Origin of the sequence: Herbiconiux liukaitaii (assembly GCF_041927495.1) — a bacterium.
Lineage (GTDB): Bacteria > Actinomycetota > Actinomycetes > Actinomycetales > Microbacteriaceae > Herbiconiux > Herbiconiux liukaitaii.
This window is the reverse complement of sequence record NZ_JBHFHG010000002.1, coordinates 514,996-532,750: the sequence shown is the minus strand read 5'-3', so window position 1 is coordinate 532,750 and position 17,755 is coordinate 514,996. Positions and strand designations below refer to the sequence as shown.

The following is a 17,755-nucleotide window of genomic DNA, read 5'->3' as shown; positions in this document are numbered from 1 at the left end:
CGGCGGCACCCCCGCCCGTGGTAGCGGCCTCACAGCGTCACCACGCCCAGTGAGTGGCAGAGGTACTGCGCCCTGAGGGCGACGGCTCCGCGGGGGAAGTGCGCGGCCAGGCGATCCACGACGCCCCGCTCGCCCACTGTGAGACGGCGGCCCCCGATCCTCTCCCACACCACCACGACCCCCTTCGCATCGATCGTGCCGCTCACCTCGCCGGCGAGCTCCGCCAGGGTGCGCACCTCGCCGTCATCGAGCGGGTCGCCGAGCCGGAAGCCCTCGGCGGGCAGCAGCAGCGGCATCACCCGCTGCCGCGCATCGAGGAACATGAGCAACACCTGATCGCGGATCGCCGCCCCCACGAGGTCGCCCACCGCTCTCGCCAACTGGGCCGTGCTCGCGATGGGCACCGACAGATCCGTCTCCGCCGCCTCCGCCTCCGCAAGGTCTCGGCCTGGAACCTGGTGCTTCGTCTGAGCTGATGTCTGAGTCATGCCACGACCCTCCACCCCACCCCGCCACTCACCGCACCGCCGCCCGAGATCTGTGGAGGACCGACCTCCCACCATGCCTTGTGCAGGAGTCGCCGATCTCCTCACCATCTCCGCATGGGCTGTGATATCGTCCGATACCGACCGCGGAAGGAATCCTCATGACCGACATCCTCATCCGAGACGTGCCCGAGAGCGTGGTGGCCGAGATCGATCTGCAGGCGGGGAGACTCGGCCTCTCGCGTGTCGAGTTCATCCGCCGGCAGCTGGTGCGCGAGGCCTCGAGATCCCATCAGACAGTCGAGGCCGCCGACATACTCGCCTCCACGGCGAGGTTCGCAGGACTCCTCGACGAGCAGCTCATGGAAGACGCCTGGCGGTGACGGCGTGGCTCATCGACAAGTCGGCACTCGCGAGGCTCGGCGTCAGCCGAGATCCCACGGCCTGGGCAGACCGCATCGAACGCGGGCTGGTGCGGATCTGCTCCGTGACAAGGCTCGAACTGGGCTACTCGGCGCGATCGGCAGACGAACTCCAGGAGACCCTCTCCACCCCACCCGTCTCCGCCCTGCTGATCGAGCACTCCACGCCCGCGATCGAGGAGCGTGCCGTGCAGGTGCAGCGCCTGCTCGCCGAGCGCGGCATGCACCGCGCCCCCTCGATCGCCGACATCCTCCTCGCCGCGACGGCCGAGGCGCACGGGCTCGTGGTGCTGCACGTCGACAAGGACTTCGAGCTGATCGCCCGGGTCACCGGCCAGGCGGTGGAGCGCCTCGAGACGGTGGAGCGCCCCGAGACGGTGGACGGGGTGGGGGCGGGTGACTAGTAGCCTTGGGGGGTGAAGACTTTCGACGAGCTGTTCCTCGAGCTCTCCGCCAAGGCCGCCGAGCGCCCGGAGGGTTCCGGCACCGTGCGCGAGCTCGATGCGGGGGTGCACTTCATCGGCAAGAAGATCGTCGAGGAGGCCGCCGAGGTGTGGATGGCCGCCGAGTACGAGACCGACGAGAACACGGCCGAGGAGATCTCGCAGCTGCTCTACCACCTCCAGGTGCTGATGCTGGCGAAGGGTCTCACCCCCGCCGACGTCTACCGACATCTGTGACGACGAGCACCCGCAGAACCCCGAACGTCCTCCTCTCACGAAAGACCCCCATGCTCAAGATCGCGGTGCCCAACAAGGGCTCCCTCTCCGAAACCGCCGCGCAGATGCTCTCCGAGGCCGGCTACCAGGGCCGACGCGAGGGCTCGCGCGAACTGATCGTGCTCGACCCCCGCAACGACGTCGAGTTCTTCTACCTGCGCCCGCGCGACATCGCCACCTACGTGGGCTCGGGCGCCCTCGACATCGGCATCACCGGCCGTGACCTGCTGCTCGACTCCGGCTCCACCGCCGCCGAGACCGCGCCCCTCGACTTCGGCGACTCCACCTTCCGCTTCGCCCGCCCCGTCGGCAGCCCGCTCGAGATAGAGAGCCTGCAGGGGGCGAGGGTGGCCACGAGCTACCCCGGCCTGGTCGGCGACTTCCTCAAGGCCCGCGGCATCACCACGACCCTCGTCACACTCGACGGCGCCGTCGAGTCGGCTGTGCGCCTCGGTGTGGCGGATGCCGTCGCCGACGTCGTGAGCACGGGCTCCACCCTGCGTGCGGCCGGCCTCGAGATCTTCGGCCCCGTCATCCTCGAGTCGACCGCCGTGCTCATCTCCTCGGGCACCGAGCACCCGGGTGCCTCCACGCTGCTCCGCCGCCTCCAGGGTGTGCTCGTCGCCCGGCAGTACGTGCTCATGGACTACGACGTGCCCGTCACCCACCTCGACGAGGCCTGCGCGCTCACCCCCGGCATCGAGAGCCCCACCATCTCCCCGCTGCACGACCCGGAGTGGGTGGCCGTGCGCTCGATGGTGCCGCGCCGCGACACCAACCAGGTCATGGACGCGCTCTACGAGGTGGGTGCCAGGGCGATCCTGGTCAGCCCGATCCACGCCGCGAGGATCTGATGCCCCTCGCCGTGCGCGTCATCCCCTGCCTCGACGTGGCCGCGGGCCGCGTGGTGAAGGGCGTGAACTTCCAGAACCTCCAAGACGCCGGTGACCCGGTTGAGCTCGCCCGGCTGTACTCCGAGCAGGGCGCCGACGAGATCACCTTCCTCGACGTCACCGCCACGGTGGATGCGCGCGACACGATGTACGAGGTCGTGCGCCAGACCGCCGAGCAGGTCTTCATCCCGCTCACGGTCGGCGGCGGCGTGCGTTCCGCCGAGGACGTGGCCAGGCTGCTCGCCCACGGAGCCGACAAGGTGGGCGTCAACAGCGCTGCTATCGCCCGGCCCGAGCTCGTGGGCGACATCGCCGACCGCTTCGGCGCCCAGGTGCTCGTGCTCTCGCTCGACGTCAAGCGCACGAGCGAACCCGGCCGCACGAGCTCGGGCTTCGTCGTCACGACCCACGGCGGCCGCCGCGAGACGGAGCTCGACGCCCTCGAGTGGGCCCGCGAGGCCGTGGAGCGGGGAGCGGGCGAGCTGCTCGTCAACTCGATCGACGCCGATGGCACGAAAGACGGCTTCGACCTCGAGCTGGTCGCGCTCATGCGCGAGGCCAGCAGCGTGCCCGTGATCGCCTCGGGCGGCGCCGGCCGGGTCGAGCACTTCGCCGCCGCCGTGCGCGCGGGTGCCGACGCCGTGCTGGCCGCGAGCGTGTTCCACCGCCGTGAGATGACGGTCGGCGACGTGAAGGACGAACTGAGACGGGAAGGGGTGGTCGTTCGATGACCGAGCCCGCTGCACCAGACATCGACGCCGTGCTCGAGCGCGCCGCCTTCGACGACAAGGGCCTCCTGCCCGCCATCATCCAGCAGTGGGACACCAAGGAGGTGCTCATGCTCGGCTACATGGACGAGGAGGCCCTCCGCCGCACCCTCACCGAGGGCAGGGTGACCTTCTGGTCGCGCTCACGCCAGGAGTACTGGCGGAAGGGCGACACGTCCGGCCACGCCCAGTTCGTGAAGGGCGCAGCCCTCGACTGCGACGCCGACACCCTGCTCGTGCAGGTCGACCAGATCGGTGTGGCCTGCCACACGGGCGCCCGCCGCTGCTTCGACGTCGACCCGCTCGAGCCCACGGTGCTGCCATGACCTCCACGTCGACGGCCTCCACCACGCGCGCCGAGTTCGACCGACTGCGCGAGGGCCACCGCGTCATCCCGGTCATCCGCGAGCTCTTCGCCGACGGCGAGACACCCCTCGGCATCTACCGCAAGCTCGCCGACGGCAGGCCGGGCACGTTCCTCCTCGAATCCGCGGAGCAGGGCGGCATCTGGTCGCGCTTCTCCTTCATCGGCGTCTCGAGCTTCGGCCTGCTCACCGAAGAAGGGGATCGCGCGCACTGGCTCGACCTCGGCCTCCCCGCCGACCGCGCCTTCCCCGCGGGCCTGCCCGAGGGTCCACTCGACGCCGTGAGCGCGCTCTACGACCAGTGGCGCACCCCCACCGTGCCCACGCATCCGCCCCTCACCGGCGGGCTCGTGGGGTTCATCGGCTGGGAGTCGGTGCGCCAGCTCGAGCGCCTGCCGAACCGCCCTCCCGCCGACTACCGCGTGCCGAGCCAGGGTCTCTCGTTCGCCTCCGAGGTCGTCGTGGTCGACCACAGCTACGGCACGGTGCAGCTCGTCGTCAACGTGCTCGCCGACGGCGACGAGCCGGCCGATCTGCTGTGGGAGGGCGCCCAGGCGAGCCTCGACCGCCTGCAGTCCGCTCTCGCCGCCCCCTCCGAGGCGTGGCTGGCGACCGCCGACTTCGGCCTCGCGACGGTTCCGGATGCGCGCACCGAGCGAGCCGACTTCCTCGCCGCCATCGAGGTGGCCAAGGAGCACATCCGCGAAGGCGACATCTTCCAGGTGGTCATCTCGCAGCGCTTCGAGCTCGAGAGCATCGCGCATCCGCTCGACGTCTACCGGGTTCTCCGCACCCTCAACCCGAGCCCGTACATGTACCTGCTCACGCTCGTCGACACCGACGGCACGCCCTACCAGATCGTCGGATCGAGCCCCGAGGCGCTCGTGAAGGTCGAGAAGGGCCGGGCCCACACGCATCCGATCGCGGGCTCCAAGCCCCGAGGCACCACCCCGCAGCACGATCTCGAGCTCGAGCACGAGCTGCTGGGCGACCAGAAGGAGAAGGCGGAGCACCTCATGCTCGTCGATCTCGCCCGCAACGACCTGCTGAAGGTCTGCGAGGCGGATTCGGTGGAGGTGACGGAGTTCATGCGGGTGGAGCGGTTCAGCCACATCATGCACATCGTCTCGTCGGTCGAGGGGCTGCTGCGCGACGGCGTCGACGCGATCGACGTCTTCCGCGCCACCTTCCCGGCCGGCACGCTGTCCGGGGCACCCAAGCCGCGCGCGCTCGAGATCATCGACGAGCTGGAGCCTGCGCAGCGCGGCGTGTACGGGGGAGTGGTGGGGTACTTCGGCTTCGGCGGCGACGCCGACCTCGCCATCGCCATCCGCACCGCCACCATCCGCGACGGCATCGCCCGGGTGCAGGCCGGCGGCGGTCTCGTGGCCGACTCCGACCCCGCGAGCGAGTTCGAGGAGTCGCAGAACAAGGCGGCCGCGCCTCTCAGGGCCGTCGCCGTCGCCAACGCCATGACGCGGGTGCGCTGATGGCCGACGGCCGCCGCCTCAAGCTGCTCAGCATCCTCGCGGTGCTGCTGCTCTCGGCGTTCGCGTTCCTGGCCTGGTCGCAGTCGTGGGGCACCCTCGTGCTGCTGGCGGCCGACACGACCTCCGAGCGTGTGCTCGACGTGCCCGGCTCGGTCGCCGCCCCCGCACTCTCCGCCCTCGCCCTCGCGGGCCTCGCCCTCGCGGGTGCGCTCGCGATCGCCGGTCCCCTCGTGCGCATCGTGCTGGGCGCCCTCGAGGTGCTGCTCGGTGCGAGCGTGCTCTGGTCGGGCATCGGCGCGCTCACCGATCCGGTGGGTGCGGGCGCCGCCGTCGTCACCACGACCACCGGGGTGGCGGGCACCTCGTCGGTGCGCTCCCTCGTGGAGGCGGGTGACTCGACCCCCTGGCCCGTCGTCACGATCGTGCTCGGTGCCCTCATGGTGCTCGTCGGCCTCGTCGTGATCGCCACCGTGCGCCGTTGGCCGGATGCCGGCCGCAAGTACCGGACCGCGACCTTCGAGAGCGCGGACGGTCGGCAGAGCGGCGACCTGACCGACTTCTTCGACGCGGACGCGGACGATGACAATGACTCGTTCACCGGCACCGACGACCAGACGGCGGCCGACGTCGACAAGGGCGCCCGCGCCCGCGACGCGGCCGTCGACAACTGGGACGACCTCACCCGCGGCGCAGACCCCACCGCTGGCCCGGCACGGCCGAACACCCCGGTAGACTTGACCTCGAACGACGACCACAGGACAGGAAGAGATCGATGAGCCACGAAGAGGACGAAATGGGCGAGGGCCACTCCCTCGCTGCCTGGGTAGGCGTGATCGTGTCGCTCGTCGGCATCGCGATCGGCACCGTAGCCTTCTTCTTCGCCATCGAGTGGGTCGTCTGGGCCGCTGCCGGCCTCACCCTCTTCGGTTTCGTGCTCGGCTTCATCCTCTCTCGGGCCGGTTACGGCGTGAACGGCACGAAGACGCTCGCGAAGGAGCACTGACCCCAGTGCTCGCCGATCTCGTAGCCGGAGCGCTCGAGGATGCGACCGCGCGACGCGCTCTCCGGAGCCTCGCCGACGTGGAGAAGGCCGCCCTCGAGCAGACCCCGGCGCTCGACGCCCTCGCTCTGCTCGCGCCCGCCGACCGCGTGAAGATCATCGCCGAGGTCAAGCGCGCTAGCCCGTCCCGCGGCGCCCTCGCCGAGATCCCCGACCCGGCCGAGCTCGCTGCGAGCTACGCCGAGGGCGGGGCCTCCGCCATCAGCGTGCTCACCGAGGGCCGCAAGTTCAAGGGCACCCTGGCCGACCTCGAGGCCGTGCGCGCACGCGTCGACGTGCCCGTGCTCCGCAAGGACTTCATCGCCGAGGAGTACCAGGTGCTCGAGGCCCGCGCCTCGGGAGCCGACCTCGTGCTGCTCATCGTGGCCGCGCTCGACCAGCCGACCCTCGAGCGCCTGCACGGCTTCATCCGCTCGCTCGGCATGACCCCGCTGGTGGAGACCCACGACGCCGTCGAGGTCTCCCGTGCCGTCGATCTCGGGGCGGAGCTCATCGGCGTCAACGCCCGAGACCTCAGCACGTTCGAGCTCGACTCCGACCTCTTCGGCCGCCTGGCCGACCGCATTCCGCACGGCACCGTCAAGGTGGCCGAATCCGCCGTCAAGAACGCAGCCGATGTGGCGCACTACCGCGCCGCAGGTGCCGACGTCGTGCTCGTGGGCGAAGCCCTCGTCACGCACGGCGACCCGGTGACGACACTGAAGGAGTTCCTCTCCATATGACCGACACCACAGACACCACCGACATCACGGACACGTTCGAGACCGTCGCCGACCTCCCCTCCGACGCACCTGTGCTCGCCGCCGACGCCCCCGCGGAGTCGCTGCGCGCCCAGGCCGGCCCGTTCTTCGGCGAGTTCGGCGGCCGCTTCATGCCCGAGTCGCTCATCGCGGCCCTCGACGAGCTCGACGCCGCCTACCAGGTCGCCAAGAACGATCCGGAGTTCGCCCGCGAGCTCTCCGAGCTCGGCCGCACCTACACCGGCCGGCCGTCCATCCTCACCGAGGTGCCCCGCTTCGCCCGCCACGCCGGCGGTGCCCGCATCATCCTCAAGCGCGAAGACCTCAACCACACGGGCTCGCACAAGATCAACAACGTGCTCGGCCAGGCCCTGCTCGCCAAGCGGATCGGCAAGCGCCGACTCATCGCCGAGACCGGTGCCGGCCAGCACGGTGTGGCCACCGCCACCGCCGCTGCCCTCTTCGGCATGGAGTGCGTCGTCTACATGGGCGAGGTCGACACCGAGCGGCAGGCCCTCAACGTGGCCCGCATGCGCCTGCTCGGCGCCGAGGTCATCCCCGTCTCGAGCGGCACGCGCACCCTCAAGGACGCCCTCAACGAGGCGTTCCGCGACTGGGTGGCCAACGTGGAGACCACCCACTACCTGCTCGGCACGGTGGCGGGCCCCCACCCGTTCCCGGCCATGGTGCGCGACTTCGTGAAGATCATCGGCGAGGAGGCGCGCCAGCAGGTGCTCGACCTCACCGGGGCGCTCCCGGATGCCGTCACCGCGTGCGTCGGCGGTGGCTCCAACGCCATCGGCATCTTCCACGCCTTCCTCGACGACCCCGACGTGAAGCTCTTCGGCTACGAGGCCGCAGGCCGCGGCATCGACACCCTCGAGCACTCCGCCACCATCACCAAGGGCCGCCCCGGTGTGCTGCACGGATCGCGCAGCTTCATGCTGCAGGACGAGGACGGCCAGACCCTCGACTCGCACTCCATCTCGGCCGGTCTCGACTACCCGGGCGTCGGCCCTGAGCACGCGTGGCTCTCGTCGATCGGGCGCGCCACCTACCTCCCCATCACCGACGACGAGGCCATGGCCGCGTTCCGACTGCTCTGCACGACCGAGGGCATCATCCCGGCCATCGAATCGGCGCACGCCCTCGCGGGCACCCTCGCCCTCGGCCGCGAGCTCGGCCCCGACGCCACCATCCTGGTGTCTCTCTCCGGGCGCGGTGACAAAGACGTGGAGACCGCAGGCCGGTACTTCGACGTGCTCGACGAGCAGGGGAACGCCAAGGTATGACCACCGAGACCACCACGACGTCCTCGGCGCCGGTCGCTCCTGTGAGCCCCGTCGGCACCACCATCGCGCGGGCCAACGCCGACCGGGCGGGCGCCCTCGTGGGCTACCTCCCCGTGGGGTTCCCCACGCTCGACGCGAGCATCGATGCGGCGGTGGCCCTCGTGGAGAACGGCGTCGACGTGCTCGAGCTCGGCCTGCCCTACTCCGACCCGGTCATGGACGGCCCGGTCATCCAGGCCGCCACCGTGCAGGCCCTCGCGCAGGGCACGCGACTGCACCACGCCTTCACCGCCGTCGAGCGCATCCGTGCGCGCGTCGATGCCCCGGTGCTCGTCATGACGTACTGGAACCCCGTGCTGCAGTACGGCATCGACCGCTTCGCCGACGACCTCGTCTCCGCGGGTGGCGCCGGTCTCATCACGCCAGACCTCACGGTCGACTCGGGTGCCGAGTGGCTCGCCACGAGCGACCGCACGGGGCTCGACCGGGTCTTCCTCGCCGCACCCACCTCCACCGACGAGCGGCTCAAGCTCGCGGTCGAGGCGAGCCGCGGCTTCGTCTACACCGTCTCGACCATGGGCATCACCGGCGCCCGCGCCGATCTCGACAAAGCGGCCCGCACGCTCGTCACCCGGCTCCGCGAGCAGGGTGCCGAGAGCCTCGCCGTGGGCATCGGGATCTCGACGGCCGAGCAGATCGCCGAGATCCTCGCCTACGCCGACGGCGCCATCGTGGGCTCCGCTCTCGTGAAGGCCCTCGCCGACGGGGGAGTACCCGCCGTCGCGCGACTGGCCGCGGCTCTCTCGGCGGGCACCTCCCGCTGAAGCCCCGCATGAGGGCGAGCAGCCACCGCTGAGGTAGGATCGATCGACCCGAGCGCCACAAGTGAATTCGGAGCGATCCTCAGCCCGCGCAGATCTCCCGCAGGCATCCTTGACATCAATGGGCCATCGTCGTCCCAGTTCCCTAAGAATCACGTAGAGGACGGTTCTCTATGGCCGATCAGCCCACCTTCAGTTTCAGTGCGGTTCCCGCAGCTCAAGGCCTGTACGACCCCACCTCCGAGAAGGATGCCTGCGGTCTGGCCATGGTGGCCACGCTCCGCGGCACCGCCGGTCACGACATCATCGACACGGCCCTCGGCGCCCTGCGCAACCTCGAGCACCGCGGTGCCATCGGCTCCGATGCGGGCACCGGCGACGGCGCCGGCATCCTCACCCAGATCCCGGACGAGTTCCTCCGCGCCGTCGCTCCCGTCGAGCTGCCCCCCGTGGGCCGGTACGCGGTCGGCAACGCGTTCCTGCCGCTCGATGCGGCGGAGCGGCAGGAGGTCATGGACCGCATCAGCGACCTCGCCGAGCAGGAGGATCTGCGGATCCTCGGCTGGCGCGAGGTGCCCACGCGCCCCGAGGAGCTCGGTCGCCTCGCGCGGGATGCGATGCCCGCCATCTTCCAGCTCTACGTGCAGTCGGTGCGCACCGGCGCATCCGGTGCCACCCTCTCGGGGCTCGACCTCGACCGGCAGACCTGGCGGCTGCGCAAGCGCGCCGAGCTCGAGCACGAGGTGTACTTCATGTCGCTCTCGTGCCGCACCGTGACCTACAAGGGCATGGTGACCACGCTCCAGCTCGAGCCGTTCTACCCCGACCTCTCCGACGAGCGCTTCGCCTCGAAGCTCGCGCTCGTGCACTCCCGCTACTCCACGAACACGTTCCCGTCGTGGCCTCTCGCCCAGCCGCTCCGCATGATGGCGCACAACGGCGAGATCAACACCGTGCAGGGCAACCGCAACTGGATGCGCGCGCGCCAGTCCCAGCTCGAGTCCGAGCTGCTCGGCGACCTCTCGCCGCTGTACCCGATCGTCACGCCCGGGCTCAGCGACTCCGGCTCGTTCGACGAGGTCGTGGAGCTGCTCACGCTCGCCGGCCGCTCGCTGCCGCACGCCATCATGATGATGGTGCCCGAGGCCTGGGAGAACCAGAAGGACTTCGACGAGGCCCGCCGCGCCTTCTACGAATACCACTCCATGCTCATGGAGCCGTGGGACGGCCCCGCCGCGCTCATCTTCACCGACGGCACGCTCGCAGGCGCCACCCTCGACCGCAACGGGCTCCGCCCCGGCCGCTACCTCATCACCGACGACGGCCTCGTGGTGCTCGCGAGCGAGATCGGCGTGTTCCCCGAGGTCGACCCCTCGCGCGTGGTGCGGAAGGGCCGCATCCGCCCGGGCAAGATGTTCCTCGTCGACACCGCGGCAGGCCGCCTCATCGAGGACGACGAGATCAAGGCCGAGCTCGCAGCGGCCGAGCCCTACGCGTCGTGGCTCGACGAGGGCCGCATCAACCTGCGCGACCTCCCCGAGCGTGAGCACATCGTGCACACCCCCGCCTCGGTCACGAGGCGTCAGCGCACGTTCGGCTACACCGAGGAGGAGGTGCGCATCCTGCTCACCCCCATGGCGAAGAACGGCGCGGAGCCGCTCGGTGCCATGGGCTCCGACACCCCCATCGCGGTGCTCTCCGAGCGCCCGCGACTGCTCTTCGACTACTTCACGCAGCAGTTCGCCCAGGTCACCAACCCGCCGCTCGACTCGATCCGCGAGGAGGTCGTCACGAGCCTGCGCCTCGGTCTCGGCCCCGAGCGCAACCTGCTGGCCGCCTCTCCCGAGCACACCCGCCAGGTGGTGCTCGACTTCCCGGTGATCGACAACGACGAGCTCGCGAAGATCCAGCACATCGACCCCGTCTCGGGCAGCCGTCTCACCACGACGCTGCGCGGCCTGTACCGGGTCGACGAGGGTCCCAAGGCCATGCAGAACCGCATCGCCGCGATGTGCCGCGAGGCCGACGAGGCGATCGAGGCGGGAGCGGAGTTCCTCGTGCTCTCCGACCGCGACTCGAACAAGGATCTGGCGCCCATCCCGTCGCTGCTCCTGCTCGCGGGAGTGCACCACCACCTCATCCGCAGGCAGACCCGCATGAAGGTGGGTCTGATCGTGGAGGCCGGCGACGTGCGCGAGGTGCACCACGTCGCGCTGCTGATCGGCTACGGTGCCTCCGCCGTCAACCCGTACCTCGCCATGGAGACGGTCGAGAACCTCGTGCGCTCCGGCGTGATCGCGGGAGTGACCCCCGAGAAGGCCGTGAAGAACGTCATCAAGGCGCTCGGCAAGGGCGTGCTCAAGATCATGTCGAAGATGGGCATCTCCACGGTGTCCTCCTACGCCGGGGCGCAGACCTTCGAGGCCGTGGGGCTCGCTCCCGCGTTCGTCGACGAGTACTTCACCGGCACCTCCTCCAAGCTCGGCGGCGTCGGCATCGACGTGATTGCCGCGGAGAGCGCCTCGCGTCACCGCCTCGCCTACCCGGAGGACGGCGCGATCACCGCGCACGAGCCCCTGGCCGTGGGCGGCGAGTACCAGTGGCGCCGCGAGGGACCGCCGCACCTCTTCAACCCCGACACGGTGTTCCGCCTGCAGCACGCCACGCGCGCCCGCCGCTACGACATCTTCCGCGAGTACACCAAGCTCGTCGACGACCAGTCCGCCAACCTCATGACGCTGCGCGGCATGTTCAAGCTGCGCGAGGGTGTGCGCCCCGCCGTGCCGCTCGACGAGGTCGAGTCGGTCGAGTCGATCGTCAAGCGGTTCTCCACCGGCGCGATGAGCTACGGCTCCATCTCGCAGGAGGCGCACGAGACGCTCGCGATCGCCATGAACCGGCTCGGCGGCAAGTCGAACACCGGTGAGGGCGGGGAGGACGTCGATCGTCTGCTCGACCCCGAGCGCCGCAGCGCCATCAAGCAGGTCGCCTCGGGGCGGTTCGGCGTGACGAGCATGTACCTCACGCACGCCACCGACATCCAGATCAAGATGGCGCAGGGCGCGAAGCCAGGCGAGGGCGGTCAGCTGCCGCCCACGAAGGTCTACCCGTGGGTGGCCCGCACGCGCCACGCGACCGCGGGCGTCGGACTCATCTCGCCGCCGCCGCACCACGACATCTACTCCATCGAAGACCTCAAGCAGCTCATCTTCGACCTCAAGCGCGCCAACCCCGAGGCCCGCGTGCACGTCAAGCTCGTGAGCCAGAACGGCATCGGAGCGGTCGCCGCAGGCGTCACGAAGGCTCTCGCCGACGTGGTGCTCGTCTCGGGCCACGACGGCGGAACGGGCGCGAGCCCGCTCAACTCGCTCAAGCACGCCGGCACGCCGTGGGAGATCGGCCTCGCCGAGACCCAGCAGACGCTCATGCTCAACGGCATGCGCGACCGCGTGGTGGTGCAGGTCGACGGTCAGATGAAGACCGGTCGCGACGTCATCGTCGGTGCCCTGCTGGGGGCTGAGGAGTTCGGCTTCGCCACCGCGCCGCTCGTGGTGGAGGGCTGCATCCTCATGCGCGTCTGCCACCTCGACACCTGCCCGGTGGGCGTCGCCACCCAGAACCCCGAGCTGCGCGCCCGCTTCACCGGCAAGCCCGAGTTCGTGGTGAACTTCTTCGAGTTCCTGGCGCAGGAGGTGCGCGAGTACCTCGCCGAGCTCGGCTTCCGCTCGCTCGAGGAGGCCATCGGCCACAACGAGCTGCTCGACGTGGACACCGCGGTCGACCACTGGAAGGCCGACGGTCTCGACCTCAGCCCCGTGCTCGTGGGCCCCGACTTCGCCGACGACGAGCCGCGCGCCAACCGCCGCCAGCAGCACCACGAGCTCGCCGAGCACTTCGACAACCGCCTCATCCACGAGGCGGGCGCAGCGCTCGACCACGCGGAGCCCGTGGCCATCACGCTGCCCATCCGCAACACCGAGCGCGCCGTGGGCACCATGCTCGGCCACGAGGTCACGAAGCGGCACGGCGAGCAGGGGCTGCCCGACGGCACCATCCAGGTCACGCTCCTCGGATCCGCGGGCCAGTCGCTCGGTGCGTTCCTGCCAGGCGGCATCACCCTGCGCCTCGAGGGCGACTCGAACGACTACGTCGGCAAGGGTCTCTCCGGCGGCCAGATCATCCTGCGCCCCGACCGCCGGTCGGTCTTCCCGGCCGAGCGCAACGTGATCGCGGGCAACGTGATCGGCTACGGCGCCACGCGCGGCAGCATGTTCCTCCGCGGCATCGTGGGGGAGCGGTTCCTCGTGCGCAACTCCGGCGCCACCGCCGTGGTCGAGGGAGTGGGAGACCACGCCCTCGAGTACATGACGGGTGGCCTCGCGGTCATCCTCGGTGCCACGGGCCGCAACCTCGGCGCCGGCATGTCGGGAGGCACCGCCTACATCCACGACCTCCACCCGGAGAGCGTGAACGCCGATTCGCTCGCGACGGGCGAGCTGCAGCTGCTGCCGCTCGGCGGTGCCGACGTCGAGATCGTCCGCGATCTGCTGACGCGCCACGAGGCCGAGACCGGGTCGACGCTCGCGGCCAGGATGCTCGCCGATTTCGACACGACCATCGCCGCTTTCACGAAGGTGCTGCCCCGCGACTACGCGGCCGTGCTGGCCACCAGGCAGGAAGCGGTCGAAGAAGGACTCGACCCCGACGGCGACGTCGTCTGGGGCCGTATTTTGGAGGTGACAGGTGGCTGATCCCAAGGGCTTCCTCAAGATTCAGGATCGCGAACTCCCCGCCCGCCGGCCGGTGTCCGTTCGGCTGATGGACTGGAAAGAGGTCTACGAGCAGGGCGACGCGGCCACGACGCGCCGTCAGGCGGGGCGCTGCATGGACTGCGGCATCCCGTTCTGCCACCACGGCTGCCCTCTCGGCAACCTGATCCCGGAGTGGAACGACCTCACCTGGCGCGACGAGGGCAGGCAGGCCATCGAGCGCCTGCACGCCACGAACAACTTCCCGGAGTTCACCGGGCGGCTGTGCCCGGCCCCGTGCGAGGCATCGTGCGTGCTCGGCATCAACCAGCCGCCCGTCACGATCAAGCAGGTCGAGGTCTCGATCATCGACCAGGCCTTCGCCAACGGCTGGGTGCAGCCGCACCCGCCCGAGCGGCTCACCGGCAAGACCATCGCCGTCGTGGGCTCCGGCCCCGCCGGTCTCGCCGCCGCCCAGCAGCTCACCCGTGCCGGCCACACCGTGGCCGTCTACGAGCGCGACGACCGCATCGGCGGCCTCCTGCGCTACGGCATCCCGGACTTCAAGATGGAGAAGAAGCACCTCGAGTCGCGCCTCACGCAGATGATGGCTGAGGGCACGCGCTTCCGCGCCGGCATCGAGATCGGTGTCGACATCTCGTGGGACGACCTGCGGGCCCGCTACGACGCCGTGATCGTGTGCACCGGATCGACCGTCCCGCGCGACCTCGCCATCCCCGGCCGCGACCTCGACGGCGTGCACTTCGCCATGGAGTACCTCGTGCAGCAGAACAAGGCGGGGGCGGGCGACGACCTGCTCGGCCAGATCACGGCCGAGGGCAAGCACGTCGTCGTCCTCGGCGGCGGCGACACGGGAGCCGACTGCATCGGAACGGCCCACCGCCAGGGCGCCCTCTCGGTCACCAACCTCGCCATCGGCATCCAGCCGCCCGCCGAGCGACCCGAGCACCAGCCGTGGCCCATGTTCCCCACCCTGTTCGAGGTCTCGAGCGCCCACGAGGAGGGCGGAGAGCGCAAGTTCCTCGCCTCGACCGTGGAGTTCCTGCACAACGACTCGGGCGAGGTGCGCGCCATCCGCGTGGCCGAGACCGAGTACCTCGACGGCCGGCGCGTGCCGAAGGCAGGCACCGAGCACGAGATCCAGGCCGACCTGGTGCTGCTCGCCCTCGGCTTCACGGGTGCGGAGGCCGACCAGCTCGACGGCCAGCTCGGCACCCGGTTCGACCAGCGCGGCAACCTCGAGCGCGACGGCGACTACCAGACCACCGCCCCCGGCGTCTTCGTGGCCGGTGACGCCGGCCGCGGCCAGTCGCTCATCGTGTGGGCCATCGCCGAGGGCCGCGCGGCGGCCTCCGCCGTGGACCGCTACCTCGAGGGCACCACCGACCTTCCGTTCCCCGTGCGGCCCACCGACCGGGCAATCTCGGTCTGATAGCCTCCCTGCGAACCGCTCTCCACATCCATCACCCCCATGCGCTCCTGCGCAGAACTCGGAGAAGTACCCACTGATGAGACGCGCGAAAATCGTCGCCACACTCGGGCCCGCCACCTCTAGCTACGACACCATCAGAGCCATCATCGATGCCGGCGTCGACGTCGCTCGCATGAACCTCAGCCACGGCAGCTACGACGTCCACGAGGCCGTCTACCGCAACGTGCGCCAGGCCGCAGACGACTCCGGCCGCGCCGTGGCCGTGCTCGTCGACCTGCAGGGTCCGAAGATCCGTCTCGGCAAGTTCGAGAACGGGCCGTACGACCTCGCCGAGGGCGACATCTTCAAGATCACCATCGAGGACATCGTCGGCAACAAGGAGATCTCCTCCACCACCTACAAGGGCCTGCCCGACGACGTGGCACCCGGCGACCCCCTGCTCATCGACGACGGCAAGGTGGGCCTCCGCGTCATCGAGACCGACGGCACCGTCGTGACCACCCGCGTCGAGGTCCCCGGCGCCGTCTCGAACAACAAGGGCATCAACCTGCCCGGCGTGGCCGTGAACGTGCCCGCCATGAGCGAGAAGGACATCGCCGACCTGCGCTGGGGCCTCAAGCTCGGCGCCGACTACATCGCGCTGTCGTTCGTGCGCAACGCGGAGGACGTTGACGACGTGCACCGCATCATGGACGAGGAGGGCCGCCGTGTGCCCGTCATCGCCAAGATCGAGAAGCCGCAGGCCGTCGACAACCTCGAGGAGATCATCGACGCGTTCGACGGCATCATGGTCGCCCGTGGCGACCTCGGTGTCGAGCTCCCGCTCGAGGCCGTGCCGATCGTGCAGAAGCGTGCCGTGGAGCTCTCCCGCCGCATGGCCAAGCCCGTCATCGTGGCCACCCAGGTGCTCGAGTCGATGATCTCGTCGCCGCGCCCCACGCGCGCCGAGGCATCCGACTGCGCCAACGCGGTGCTCGACGGCGCCGACGCGGTCATGCTCTCCGGTGAGACCAGCGTGGGCGAGTTCCCCGTCATCACCGTGCAGACCATGGCGCGCATCATCGAGTCCACCGAAGACCACGGGCTCGAGCGCATCCCCGCGCTCGGCACCAAGCCCCGCACCCAGGGCGGCGCGGTCACCCTCGCGGCCGCCGAGGTGGGCGACTTCGTGGGCGCCAAGTTCCTCTGCGTCTTCACCGAGTCCGGTGACTCCGTGCGTCGCATGACGCGACTGCGGTCGAGCATCCCCATCCTCGGGTTCACGCCCGAGCCCGGCATCCGCAACCGCATGGCGCTCAGCTGGGGCGTGCGGTCGTACCTCGTGGACCGCGTCAAGCACACCGACGAGCTCATGGTGCAGGTCGACGACATCCTGCTCGGCAACGGCCGCGCGTCGCTCGGCGACAAGGTCATCGTGATCTCCGGATCCCCTCCCGGAACCGCGGGCAGCACCAACGACATGCGCATCCACGTGGTCGGCTCGGCGCACAACCCGCTCTCACCGGGGCTGTTCGACTAGGCGGTCTTCACTGACTACACGGGTTTTTTCGTCACTGGCGGGATGACCCTCAGGTTTCGGCCAGGATTCGATCAAGGTTCGATCGGTTCCTGGCCGAAGTCTGTTCCGGCGCGGATGCCGACTGCTAGATTTCGGATGCTTCAGCACCCCTGGAGGCCTCTGGTCCTCGCGACCCGGAACGAAAGATCACCGCCATGTCCCGTCAGCGTCTCGCTCTGCGCACCCTCAGCATCGGTACCGCCCTCGCCGCGGGCATCGCGCTCTCCGGCTGCTCCACGATCATGCCCCTCTTCGGCATCGCCCCCACCCCGGCCGGCCAGAAGGCCGACGTCGTGAGCGAGAACGGCGAGACCACCGCGGTCGTCGAGCCTGAGCTGCAGTTCGCCTCCGTCTTCACCGACATGGGCTCCGTGCACCCCACGGTCGACATCGCCGAGCAGCTCGAGCTCACGCTCGACGTCTGGACCGAGCAGAAGACGCACGACTGGACGCCGATGGCCGACAAGCGCTTCTCGTTCGTGATCGGCGTCTACGACAACAGCGTTCCCGCCGAGGCACCCTTCGACCAGAAGCGCCGCGTCTACATGTCGAACCTCACGGTCACGGCGAAGACCACCACGACCTCGGGCCTCGTCGAGGTGCCCTTCACCCTCAACACCGACCCGCTGAAGGTCACCCTCGACCCCGAGGCGCTCCGCTCGGAGCAGGGCCTCGGTCTGCTCATCACGTCGCCGAAGGGCGGCTTCCAGCTCGAGTCGCAGCAGATCGGCGTGCTCGCGGAGGACACCGAGGGCCTCATGCTCGACTTCGCCATGCAGGTGTCGTACGAGACCAGCCCTCTGGCGAACACCTACACGACCCAGGTGATCCACCAGTACGTGCCCGTGGCGATCTTCTCGGAGACGGAGTCGAAGGCGAGCACCGAGGTGACGCCGACTCCCACCGTGACGCCCACGCCCATTCCCCGCGGCTGACGCGATC

At 69.9% G+C, this 17,755-nt stretch carries 17 protein-coding genes; 16 read left to right on the top strand and 1 reads right to left on the bottom strand.

The window, feature by feature from the left end; all coding sequences use genetic code 11:
• Positions 1–29: 29 nt before the first annotated feature.
• Positions 30–488 carry a hypothetical protein gene (locus ACEXQC_RS03060; protein ID WP_374818230.1) on the bottom strand — a complete coding sequence of 153 codons (459 nt, stop codon included), beginning with the start codon at positions 486–488 and terminating at the stop codon, positions 30–32.
• Positions 489–646: 158 nt separating this feature from the next.
• On the opposite strand from ACEXQC_RS03060, the gene vapB reads away from it, so the two are divergent.
• The 16 genes from vapB (at position 647) to ACEXQC_RS02980 (ending at position 17,748) form a co-directional block, all read left to right on the top strand.
• Positions 647–868, top strand: coding sequence for a type II toxin-antitoxin system VapB family antitoxin (vapB, locus tag ACEXQC_RS03055; protein ID WP_374818228.1), 222 nt, complete (start codon positions 647–649; stop codon positions 866–868).
• Positions 865–1,311, top strand: coding sequence for a PIN domain nuclease (locus ACEXQC_RS03050; RefSeq protein WP_374818225.1), 447 nt, complete (start codon positions 865–867; stop codon positions 1,309–1,311). The genes vapB and ACEXQC_RS03050 overlap by 4 nt, the downstream gene beginning before the upstream one ends.
• A gap of 12 nt (positions 1,312–1,323) precedes the next feature.
• Positions 1,324–1,587, top strand: coding sequence for a phosphoribosyl-ATP diphosphatase (locus tag ACEXQC_RS03045; protein WP_374818223.1), 264 nt, complete (start codon positions 1,324–1,326; stop codon positions 1,585–1,587).
• A gap of 50 nt (positions 1,588–1,637) precedes the next feature.
• Entirely contained in the window at positions 1,638–2,480 is an 843-nt protein-coding gene (gene hisG, locus ACEXQC_RS03040; RefSeq protein ID WP_374818220.1) for an ATP phosphoribosyltransferase, read from the top strand.
• Positions 2,480–3,250, top strand: coding sequence for an imidazole glycerol phosphate synthase subunit HisF (gene hisF, locus ACEXQC_RS03035; protein WP_374818219.1), 771 nt, complete (start codon positions 2,480–2,482; stop codon positions 3,248–3,250). Before hisG ends, hisF begins: the two co-directional genes overlap by 1 nt.
• Positions 3,247–3,612, top strand: coding sequence for a phosphoribosyl-AMP cyclohydrolase (gene hisI, locus ACEXQC_RS03030; RefSeq protein WP_374818217.1), 366 nt, complete (start codon positions 3,247–3,249; stop codon positions 3,610–3,612). The genes hisF and hisI overlap by 4 nt, the downstream gene beginning before the upstream one ends.
• On the top strand, positions 3,609–5,141 hold the full coding sequence (locus ACEXQC_RS03025) for an anthranilate synthase component I (protein ID WP_374818215.1): 1,533 nt from the start codon (positions 3,609–3,611) through the stop codon (positions 5,139–5,141). The genes hisI and ACEXQC_RS03025 overlap by 4 nt, the downstream gene beginning before the upstream one ends.
• Positions 5,141–5,917 (top strand): Trp biosynthesis-associated membrane protein, encoded by a 777-nt coding sequence (locus ACEXQC_RS03020; protein WP_374818212.1) that lies wholly within the window; start codon positions 5,141–5,143, stop codon positions 5,915–5,917. Before ACEXQC_RS03025 ends, ACEXQC_RS03020 begins: the two co-directional genes overlap by 1 nt.
• Positions 5,914–6,144: a DUF6704 family protein gene (locus ACEXQC_RS03015; protein WP_374818210.1), complete on the top strand. Its 231-nt coding sequence runs from the start codon at positions 5,914–5,916 to the stop codon at positions 6,142–6,144. The genes ACEXQC_RS03020 and ACEXQC_RS03015 overlap by 4 nt, the downstream gene beginning before the upstream one ends.
• A 5-nt stretch (positions 6,145–6,149) precedes the next feature.
• Entirely contained in the window at positions 6,150–6,923 is a 774-nt protein-coding gene (gene trpC, locus ACEXQC_RS03010) for an indole-3-glycerol phosphate synthase TrpC (RefSeq protein WP_374818208.1), read from the top strand.
• Positions 6,920–8,233 (top strand): tryptophan synthase subunit beta, encoded by a 1,314-nt coding sequence (gene trpB / locus ACEXQC_RS03005; RefSeq protein ID WP_374818206.1) that lies wholly within the window; start codon positions 6,920–6,922, stop codon positions 8,231–8,233. The genes trpC and trpB overlap by 4 nt, the downstream gene beginning before the upstream one ends.
• Complete coding sequence (gene trpA / locus ACEXQC_RS03000; protein ID WP_374818204.1) at positions 8,230–9,057, top strand: tryptophan synthase subunit alpha; 828 nt, start codon at positions 8,230–8,232, stop codon at positions 9,055–9,057. The genes trpB and trpA overlap by 4 nt, the downstream gene beginning before the upstream one ends.
• 170 nt (positions 9,058–9,227) lie before the next feature.
• Positions 9,228–13,805, top strand: coding sequence for a glutamate synthase large subunit (gene gltB / locus ACEXQC_RS02995; RefSeq protein WP_374818202.1), 4,578 nt, complete (start codon positions 9,228–9,230; stop codon positions 13,803–13,805).
• Entirely contained in the window at positions 13,798–15,255 is a 1,458-nt protein-coding gene (locus tag ACEXQC_RS02990) for a glutamate synthase subunit beta (RefSeq protein WP_374818200.1), read from the top strand. The genes gltB and ACEXQC_RS02990 overlap by 8 nt, the downstream gene beginning before the upstream one ends.
• A gap of 76 nt (positions 15,256–15,331) precedes the next feature.
• The gene (gene pyk, locus ACEXQC_RS02985) at positions 15,332–16,774 is read left to right on the top strand and encodes a pyruvate kinase (RefSeq protein WP_374818198.1); all 1,443 of its coding nucleotides are present in this window, start codon (positions 15,332–15,334) and stop codon (positions 16,772–16,774) included.
• Positions 16,775–16,968: 194 nt separating this feature from the next.
• The gene (locus tag ACEXQC_RS02980) at positions 16,969–17,748 is read left to right on the top strand and encodes a hypothetical protein (protein WP_374818197.1); all 780 of its coding nucleotides are present in this window, start codon (positions 16,969–16,971) and stop codon (positions 17,746–17,748) included.
• Positions 17,749–17,755: the final 7 nt, after the last annotated feature.